We start from the raw sequence: 8,921 nt of genomic DNA, 5'->3' as shown, positions 1-8,921 counted from the left end.
GTCGGAGAGGCGAGCATGACGAATGACATCGTTGCGCTGCTGAACCATGTGTACGTACGCCCCGTCCCCCGTGCCCGGCGTTTCCCAATCGTCGAGCAGTCGTCCTACTCGCCTACTCACTGACGACTGTCCCGCAACACTGCGTCACGAATGGGCCGACCGTCAAGCACCAATTTCCTGGCCGTACCCGCCCTCGCGAGTTCCGACTGTCCGGAATTCATGGTGGACCGAGGATGGAGGGGGTACGAGCTGCGGGGACGGAGTCACGGGCCGGTTGTCGCAGTGGCTCGAAATATACCTCAGCGCACCCGGCCCCCCTCCAGTGTCACGTCGGGGGCGCGGGGAGCTTAAGGTAGCCCTCGCCCGCGCACCACTCCCGCGCGAGCACCCCCCGCGGGACCGGGTACCACCCGGCTGACCTGCACCACCGGCACGAAGCGGAGAAGAGGCACCGTGGTGGCATCGACCGGCAGCGCCTGGGTCCGGCGGTTCCATCCGGCACCGCAGGCGGGCGCCCGCCTCGTCTGCTTCCCGCACGCGGGCGGCTCGGCGACGTACTACTTCCCGCTCTCCGCCGCGCTCCGCGAGGCCGCGGACGTGCTGGCCGTGCAGTACCCCGGTCGGCAGGACCGCCTCCAGGAACCGTGCATCACGGACATTTCAACCCTCGCTGACCGCCTGGCCGATGAGCTCATGCCCTGGGCGGACCGGCCGCTGACGTTCTTCGGGCACAGCATGGGCGCCACGGTCGCCTTCGAGGTGGCCCGGCGCCTGGAGGAAAGCGGTGTCATCCTGCGCGGCCTCTTCGCGTCCGGGCGCCGGGCGCCGTCGCGCCACCGCGAGGAGCAGGTGCACCTGCGCGACGACCAGGGGCTCGTCGAGGAGCTGCGGCGGCTGAGCGGCACCGACGCGGAGCTGCTCGCCGACGAGGCGGTCCTGCGGATGGTCCTGCCCGCCATGCGCGGCGACTACCGCGCCATCGAGACCTACCGCTACCGGCCGGGGCCGCCCCTGAACTGCCCGGTCGTCACGCTGACCGGCGACAGCGACCCGCTGGTCGACATCGCCGAGGCCAGGGCCTGGGCGCAGCACACCGTGGCGCCCTTCCGGCTGCGCGTCTTCACCGGCGGGCACTTCTTCCTGGGCGAGCACACCGAGTCCGTCGCCCGTGAGCTCGCCGACCACTTCGGCGCCGCGACTCCGGGCCGCTGAGCCTGCCGCGTACGCAAGCGCACACGACACAGACGACCGCAACGGGCAGAACGAGGAGCTGGGAGCGCTGGAGCTCGACGAGTACGCGTCCTTCGACGCGGTGGGCCTGCGTGAGCTGATCCGGACGCGCGAGGTGAGCGCGGCCGAGGTCGAGGCCTGCGCGCGGCGCGCCCTCGAACAGGCCGACGGCGAGCTGAACGCGCTGACGCAGCCGCTGTTCGACCCGTCCCTCGCCCATGAGCCCGAGGGCCCCTTCGGCGGGGTGCCGTTCGTCATCAAGGACAGCGGGCCCTTCGCGCAGGGCGTGCCGTTCACCCTCGGCAGCCGCTCCATCAAGGGCGCGTACGCCCTGGTCGACCACGATCTGATGGCCCGGTTCCGCGCCGCGGGTCTGGTGGCGCTCGGGCAGAGCACCGCGCCCGAGTTCGGCCTGAGCTTCGCCACCGAGTCGGTGCGCTACGGCCCGACGCGCAATCCCTGGAACCCGAAGCGCGGCGTGGGCGGGTCGAGCGGCGGGGCGGCCGCCCTGGTCGCGGCGGGTGCCGTGCCGTTGGCGCACGCGAACGACGCGGGCGGGTCCATTCGCGTCCCCGCGGCCTCGTGCGGCCTCGTCGGTCTCAAGCCCGGCCTGGGGCGCACGCCGTGCGGGCCGACCAGCGGTGAGATCGCCTTCGGACAGCTGGTGGAGTTCGCGGTCACGCGCACCGTGCGGGACACCGCCCATCTCCTGGACGCCGTCTGCGCGCCCGCCGTCGGCGACAAGTACCAGGCGCCGCCGCCGACGCGGCCGTACGCCGAGGCGATCCGCACCGACCCGGGGCGTCTGCGGATCGCCCTGACCACCGTGCCGTGGACGGGCGGCACCGTCGATCCCCAGGTCGCCGACGCGGCGGTCACCGCGGGCCAGGTCCTGGAGTGGATCGGCCACGCGGTGACCGAGGCCGGTCCCGACGTCGACGGCGGCGCCGTCGTCGAGGCCGCGATGCTGACAGTGGTCACCACCGGCGGCGCGGTGCTGCGCGGCGCGCCGCGCAGGCCCGACCCGGCGAAGCTGGAGGCGGTGTCGCGGCGCGTGCTCACCGAGACCGAGGGCTTCACGCTGCTCGACGTGATGGCCGCGACCGAGGCGCAGAACGTGGTGACGCGGGCGGTCGGCCGCTTCTTCCAGGAACACGACCTGCTTCTGACACCCACCCTCGGCCGGCTGCCCGCGCCGCACGGGACGCTCAACTACGACCACGAGGGGCACTCGGCACGCTCGTGGCTGCACCGCCTGTTCACGTACGGGCCGTTCACCGCCACGTTCAACGTGTCGGGCAACCCGGCGATCAGCCTGCCGCTCGGCCAGAGCCGCGAGGGCCTGCCCATCGGCGTGCAGCTGGTGGCCGCGCACGGCCGCGAGGACCTGCTGCTCCAGGTGGCCGCGCAGCTGGAGCAGGCCGTTCCGTGGCGGGACCGCACCCCTCAGGTCTCCGTCGGCTGAGCGGACGGGCGCTCCGGCAGGCGTGCGCCGCGGTCCTCGCTCTCGATGCGCCGCAACAGGGCCTGTACGGGAGCGACGGCGTCCTCGGTGGCGAGGTGGCCCGCCACCAGCTGGGCGCGCTCCCGGTGGCGGGGGTCGCCCGTCGCCCGGAGCAGCGCATGGGTGAGGCGCTCGGTGGTCAGCCGACGCAGGGGCAGCGGGTACGGGGCCGTGCCCAGGGCGGTGAGGCGGCCGGCCCAGAACATCTCGTCGAACTGAATGGGCACGGGCACGGCGGGAACGCCCGCGCGCAGGCCCGCGGCGGTGGTGCCCGCGCCGCAGTGGTGCACGACGGCTGCGGTGCGGGGGAAGAGCAGACGGTGCGGGACGTCGTCGATGGTGAGCATGTCGTCACCAGTGGCGGACAGGCCCGCCCAGCCGCGCTGGATCACGCCGCGCAGGCCCGCCGCGCGCAGGGCGCCGACGACCTGGCCGCACAGGCGCTCGGGGTCGGGGACGGTGGCGCTGCCGAGCCCGACGTAGACCGGGGCGGCGCCCGCGGCCAGGAAGTCCTCAAGGTCCGCGGGCAGTCGGTCCTGGAGGTCGTGCGGCCACCAGTAGCCGACGACGTCCAGGCCGGGGCGCCAGTCCGCGGGCCGGGGCACGACCCGGGGGCTGAAGCCGTACAGGACCGGCCAGTCCCGCTGTTCGCGGGCGCGGCGTGCGGCCGCGACGCCGAGCGGCGGCAGCCCCAGGCGGCGGCGCGCCTCGCGGGCGGCCCGGGTGAAGATCTGCTCGATGAGGGCGGTGACCGCGTGCCCGGTCAGGCGGTTGCCCGCCGGGCCGAAGGAGCGCACGGTGGCCAGCGGGGGCGCGAAGGCGCGGGTGGCGTGCATGGGCTGGAGGTTGAGGCCGACGCTCGGCAGCTTCAGGCCCTCGGCGACGGTGCAGCCGAGGGGAGCCACCACTCCGCTCAGGATCAGGACGTCGCTGTCCTTGGCGACCTCGATGAGGCTGTCGGTGAACTGCCCCACGACGGCTCTGCCCATCGCCATGGCCCGCAGCAGCTTGCCCGCGCCGGTGCCGCTGCGGTGCAGGCCCTGGCCGCGCTCGGAGTGCAGCTCCGCCCGCGGGTCGACGGGGAGCGGGTGGAAGCGGACGCCGGAGCCCCGCACCAGGGGCTCGAACAGGGCGTGCGTCACCAAGGTCACGTCGTGTCCGGCCCGGACGAGTCCGGCGCCGAGTCCGGTGAACGGGGCGACGTCACCCCGGGAGCCCGCTGTCATCATCGCAACCCGCACGGCGGACAGTATGGGTGCGCGGCGGCCCGTTCACCGGGCGAACGCGCGGAGAACGACGGAAAGGTGCCGGCGCGCGTCCGAGCCGCCGCGCCCCTCGTGGCGGGGCCCGGCGGCTCGGGCGGGCGTCAGCAGCTCAGGTTGTCGCCGGGGGTGGTGCCGAGGATCTGGACGAACTCCTTGTAGCGGTTGATCCGGCTCTGCACCTGGGCGGGGTTGCCGCCGTTGCACTCCAGGGTGCCGTTGATGCTGCGGATCGACTCGCCGAAGCCGTGGCCGTCGACGATGGCCTGGTGGCCCGTCACGGTGCCCGGGCCCTTCTGGGTGTTCCAGTACCACAGGCCGGTCTGCCAGGCGACGGCCGGATCCCGCTCGACCAGCCACGGGTTGTTCAGCAGGTCGATGCCGAGCGCGTCGCCCGCGGCCTTGTAGTTGAAGTTCCAGCTGAGCTGGATGGGGCCGCGGCCGTAGTAGGCGTCGTTGCCCGCGGGGCAGCCGTAGGGCTGGGTCTTGTCGCAGTAGTGCGGGTAGTTGGCCTGGTTCTGCTCGACGACGTGGACGAGCCCGCCGGTCTCGTGGCTGACGTTGGCGAGGAAGGCCGCGGCCTCCCGCTTGCGCACGGTGTCGCTGCCCGTCCGGGTGAACTCCGGGTAGGCCTTCAGCGCGTCGACCAGGCCCTGGTAGGTGTAGAAGGGCTTCCTGTTCGGGAACATCCGGTCGAACTGGGCCTGGCTCACGACGAAGCCGCTCGGGTCGGGGTTCCCGCCTCCGGTGCCGCACTCCCCCTTGTCCACCCAGACTCCCCACTCGCCGGTGGTACCGGGGGTCTCGCCCTTGGTCCACCACTTGGCCTGCCAGTTGCGCTGCCCGTGCGACACGGTGGAGCCGTTGGTGTAGACGGCGCCGGAGTCCCACGCGCCGGCGCAGGCGGGTGCCGCGGCCGGGGCGGCGGCGGCCGACGACGTGGGGATCAGGGTGGCCAGGAGGGCCGCGACGCCGGTGGCGGCCGACGCCGCGAGCAACGGCCGCAGCCGCCGCGCGCGTTCGCGGACCCGCGCGGCGGTGCCTGTCTTCGGCTTGCGCTCGTTCAATCTCATCACTCCTCGATGCGGCAGCGAGCCACGCTGGGGGGTCGAGACGGACTGGGGCGCAGTCAACCCGGCCTGGTCTATACCAGTCAAGGTGCAGACCAGTGGTAATTCTTTTAACTCCCCTTGGGGAAACCTTGGTTCGCGGTCAGGACCCCGTCGGTGGTGGTGACCACGGCACAGCGGCCCGCGGCCCAGCGCAGGGCCATCGCGTGGTCGTCGGCGGAGAAGTCGGCCACCGCGTCGGCCACCACGAAGGCCTGGATGTCGCGCATCCAGGCGTCGCACGCCGTCATCAGGACGCCGATGTGGGCGTACACGCCGACGATCACCAACTGGTCGCGGCCCTGGGCGCGGAGGTCGTCGGCCAGGGACGTACGGACGAACCCGCTGTACTTCCACTTCGTGAGGACCTGGTCGCCGGGGCCCGGGGCGACGGGCCCGGCGATGGCGGCGGCCTGCGGGTCGGCGGGCAGGCCCGGCCCCCAGAAGTCCTGCTGGAGGCCGCGTTCGACGGGGGTCTGGCCGCCGGGCTGCGCGGTGTAGACCACGGGGACGCCGAGGGCGGCCGCGCGCTCCTTCAAGGCGGCCACGTTGCGCAGCAGTTCGGGGACCGGTGCGGCCTCGGTGTCGTACGCGGACAGGAAGTAGTTCTGCAGGTCGTGCACGAGGAGCACGGCGCGGGCCGGGTCGACCGTCCAGTCGACGCGGTTGGCGGGCAGGTCCGCGGCGGCGGGCATGGGATAGGGGCTGATGCGGGGCAGAGCCATGGTGCGGTGCGTTCCGTCCGGGTGGGGTGCGAGTCGGTGGGTCGGGTGCGAGGGGCTCCGTCAGGGCGCGGCGGGCCGTTCGGCGGCGGCCGCCCTGAGGTCCTTCTTGGAGATCTTGCCGACGCCGGTCTGCGGGAAGGCGGTCACGAACTCGACGCGGTCGGGGACCTTGTACGCGGCGAGGCCCCGCTCGCGCACGAAGCGCTTCACGGCGACGGGCTTCAGCGGTTCCGCTCCGGGCCGCAGGATCACATAGGCACAGGTGCGCTCGCCGAGGTAGGGGTCGGGTTCGCCGACGACGTTGGCGTCGTGGACGGCGGGGTGCGCCAGGAGGTGGTTCTCGACCTCCTCGGCCGCGATCTTCTCGCCGCCGCGGTTGATCTGGTCCTTGGCGCGGCCCTCGACGACGAGGTGGCCGGTGTCGGTGAGCCGGACGATGTCCCCGGTGCGGTAGAAGCCGTCGGCGGTGAAGGAGCGGGCGTTGTGCTCGGGGGCGTTCCAGTAGCCGCGGATGGTGTACGGGCCGCGGGTCAGGAGGTGTCCGGTGGAGCCGGGCGGCAGGTCGTTGTCCTCGTCGTCGACGACGCGTATCTCGTCGTCGGGGGAGATCGGCCGGCCCTGGGTGGTGACGATCACCTCCTCGGGGTCGTCCAGGCGGGTGTAGTTGACCAGGCCCTCGGCCATGCCGAAGACCTGCTGGAGCGTGCAGCCGAGGGCCGGGCGGACGCGCCGGGCGGCCTCCTCGCTGAACTTGGCGCCGCCCACGAGGAGGACGTCGAGGCTGCTCAGGTCGTGGGCGGTGGTGGCGGCCGCCCGGGTCCACAGCAGGGCGAGCGGCGGCACGAGTCCGGTGAGGGTGACGCCTTCGGCCGCGATGAGCGAGAAGGCGGTCTCGGGGTCGGGGCGCGGGCTGAGGACGACGCGGGCTCCGGCGTACAGCGCGCCGAGCGTTCCGGGGGACGACAGCGGGAAGTTGTGGGCGGCGGGGAGCACGCACAGATAGACGCTGTGCTCGTCGACGCCGCACAGTTCGTTGGAGCCGCGCAGGGAGTAGAGGTAGTCGTCGTGGGTGCGCGGGATCAGCTTGGGCACGCCGGTGCTGCCGCCGGACAGCTGGAGGAAGGCCAGGTCCCGCGGTGCGGGCCCGGCCATGTCCAGGGGGCCGCCGGTGTCGTCGCGTACGTCGTCCAGGGGCGTGAACGGCCCCGGCTCGCCCTGGGCTACCCACACGTGTCGCAGCGTCGGCACCTCGGCGCGGACGGTGGCGGCGAGCGCGCGGTAGTCGTAGCCCTCGTTCTCGGCGGCGATGACGTAGGCGGCGGCCTCGGTGAAGCGGCAGAAGTAGGCGATCTCCGTCTCGCGGTGCGCGGGCAGCGCGAACACCGGAAGCGCGCCGATCCGGAAGAGGGCGAAGACGACCTCGAAGAACTCGGCGATGTTGGGGAGCTGGACGACGACGCGGTCGCCGGGCGCGATGCCGCGGGCGAGCATTCCGGCGGCGAGCCGGTCGGCGCGCGCGTCGAGCTCGCCGTACGTCCAGCGGCGGTCGGTGGCGGGGTCGACGATCGCGATCCGGTCCGGGTGGGCAGCGGCGCGCTCGCGCAGCATGCTCCCGAAGGTCTCGCCGCGCCACCAGCCCGCCGCGCGGTAGCGGGCGGCGAACTCCTCGGGCCAGGTGGGCGCGAGGGACCGGGCGGTCAGGGGCGTGTCGGTGCTCACAGCTCGGCTCCCACGGCGGCGAGGAACGTACGGAACTTCGCGGCGGTCTCCGCGGTCTCGGCCGCCGGCTCGGACGCGGCGACGACGCCCGCGCCCGCATACAGGCGCAGCGAGTTCCGCTCGGCCTCCGCGCAGCGGATGGTGACGACCCATTCACCGTCGCCCGAGGCGTCGCCCCAGCCGACCATGCCGGTGAAGAAGCCGCGGTCGAAGGGCTCGCTCTCGCGGATGACCTCGCGGGCGGTGGCGGTCGGCGTGCCGCACACGGCCGGGGTGGGATGCAGGGCGCAGGCGAGTTCGAGCGCGGAGGTCTCCGGCCTCGCGAGGGTGGCGGTGACGGTCGTCGACAGGTGCCACATGGCGGCGGTGCGGATCAGGGTGGGCGCGGCCGGGACCGTCAGGTCCGCGCAGTGGGGGGCGAGCGCCTGGTGGACGGCGTCGACGACGACGGCGTGTTCGTGCAGGTCCTTCGCGGACCGCAGCAGGGCCGCCGCGCGGCGCACGTCCTCCGCCAGGTCGTCGCTGCGCGGCACGGAGCCGGCGAGCGGGTTGGCGACGACCCGGCGGCCGCGCCGGGACACCAGGAGTTCGGGGCTGGCGCCGATGAGGGTGCGCTCGGGCCCGGTGGGCAGGGCGAAGGTGTAGCCACTGGGGTCGCGGCGGGCCAGGCGCTGGAGCATCGCGGCGACGTCGACCGGCTCCGCGCTGTCGAGGGCGTCGAGTTCGAGGGTGCGGGCGAGCACCACCTTGCTGAACTCGCCCCGCCACATGCGGTCGACGGCGGCGGCGACGGCCTTGCCGTAGTGCTCGGGCGCGGGCACCTGCCGGATGCGCCAGTCGGCGGCGGCCGGGGCCTGGGCGGGCAGGGCGACGAGCGGGTCGGCGGCCAGCGGCGACGCGCTGCGCAGGGCGGCGGGCACGGCGAGCGCCGCCGGGGCGTCCTGGTCGAAGGGCACGGCGCCGATGACGACCGGGGCGTCGACGCCCGCCTCCCGGGCGGCGGCCAGGGTGTGCGCGACGCGCGCGGCCAACGGTCTTCCGTCGTGCGGCACTTCGCTGTGGACGCCCTGTCCGAGCAGGGTCCGGGTGGGGGTGCCGAGGAAGCGGGCGCCCGGCGCGTAGTCGGCGAGGAGCGCGGTGGCGGCGCCCACGGCGGGGTGGTCCGGGTCGGCCTCCACCGCCCGGCGGGCCTGGTCCGCCGTCGCGGTGGGGGCGGCCGGGGCCGGGGCGTGCGGGGCGACATCGGGTGCCGTCGACACGAGGGTCTCCGTTTCTCTCACGGTCCGTGGGCGTGCGGGCGTACGGACGCGATGGGCGTGCGGGTGCGGGTGCGGCAGAAGAGCAAAAGGGTGTGGCAAAGGGGCGTTGCGGG

At 73.9% G+C, this 8,921-nt stretch carries 7 protein-coding genes; 2 read left to right on the top strand and 5 right to left on the bottom strand.

What is annotated here, in order from left to right:
• Positions 1–456 precede the first annotated feature (456 nt).
• Both AC5WAM_RS39025 and AC5WAM_RS39020 read left to right on the top strand, forming a co-directional pair.
• On the top strand, positions 457–1,212 hold the full coding sequence (locus AC5WAM_RS39025) for a thioesterase II family protein (protein WP_495523749.1): 756 nt from the start codon (positions 457–459) through the stop codon (positions 1,210–1,212).
• Positions 1,169–2,695 carry an amidase gene (locus tag AC5WAM_RS39020; RefSeq protein ID WP_495520532.1) on the top strand — a complete coding sequence of 509 codons (1,527 nt, stop codon included), beginning with the start codon at positions 1,169–1,171 and terminating at the stop codon, positions 2,693–2,695. Before AC5WAM_RS39025 ends, AC5WAM_RS39020 begins: the two co-directional genes overlap by 44 nt.
• Here the strand turns inward: AC5WAM_RS39020 and AC5WAM_RS39015 are convergent.
• The 5 genes from AC5WAM_RS39015 to dhbC form a co-directional block, all read right to left on the bottom strand.
• Positions 2,677–3,960, bottom strand: a complete 1,284-nt coding sequence (locus AC5WAM_RS39015; RefSeq protein WP_495523748.1) for a glycosyltransferase — start codon at positions 3,958–3,960, stop codon at positions 2,677–2,679. The two genes, AC5WAM_RS39020 and AC5WAM_RS39015, sit on opposite strands and share 19 nt — an antisense overlap.
• Before the next feature lie 140 nt (positions 3,961–4,100).
• Positions 4,101–5,069, bottom strand: coding sequence for a glycoside hydrolase family 19 protein (locus AC5WAM_RS39010; protein ID WP_366795063.1), 969 nt, complete (start codon positions 5,067–5,069; stop codon positions 4,101–4,103).
• A 107-nt stretch (positions 5,070–5,176) separates the two neighbouring features.
• The gene (locus AC5WAM_RS39005; protein ID WP_495520531.1) at positions 5,177–5,830 is read right to left on the bottom strand and encodes an isochorismatase family protein; all 654 of its coding nucleotides are present in this window, start codon (positions 5,828–5,830) and stop codon (positions 5,177–5,179) included.
• Between the two features lie 60 nt (positions 5,831–5,890).
• Positions 5,891–7,549: a (2,3-dihydroxybenzoyl)adenylate synthase gene (locus tag AC5WAM_RS39000; RefSeq protein ID WP_495520530.1), complete on the bottom strand. Its 1,659-nt coding sequence runs from the start codon at positions 7,547–7,549 to the stop codon at positions 5,891–5,893.
• Positions 7,546–8,808 carry an isochorismate synthase DhbC gene (dhbC, locus tag AC5WAM_RS38995; RefSeq protein ID WP_495520529.1) on the bottom strand — a complete coding sequence of 421 codons (1,263 nt, stop codon included), beginning with the start codon at positions 8,806–8,808 and terminating at the stop codon, positions 7,546–7,548. Before dhbC ends, AC5WAM_RS39000 begins: the two co-directional genes overlap by 4 nt.
• Positions 8,809–8,921: the final 113 nt, after the last annotated feature.

It is taken from the genome of Streptomyces sp. JLYT201 (genome assembly GCF_059448825.1).
Note: the sequence above shows the minus strand (reverse complement) of the source record. Positions and strands in the feature narration are given on the sequence as shown.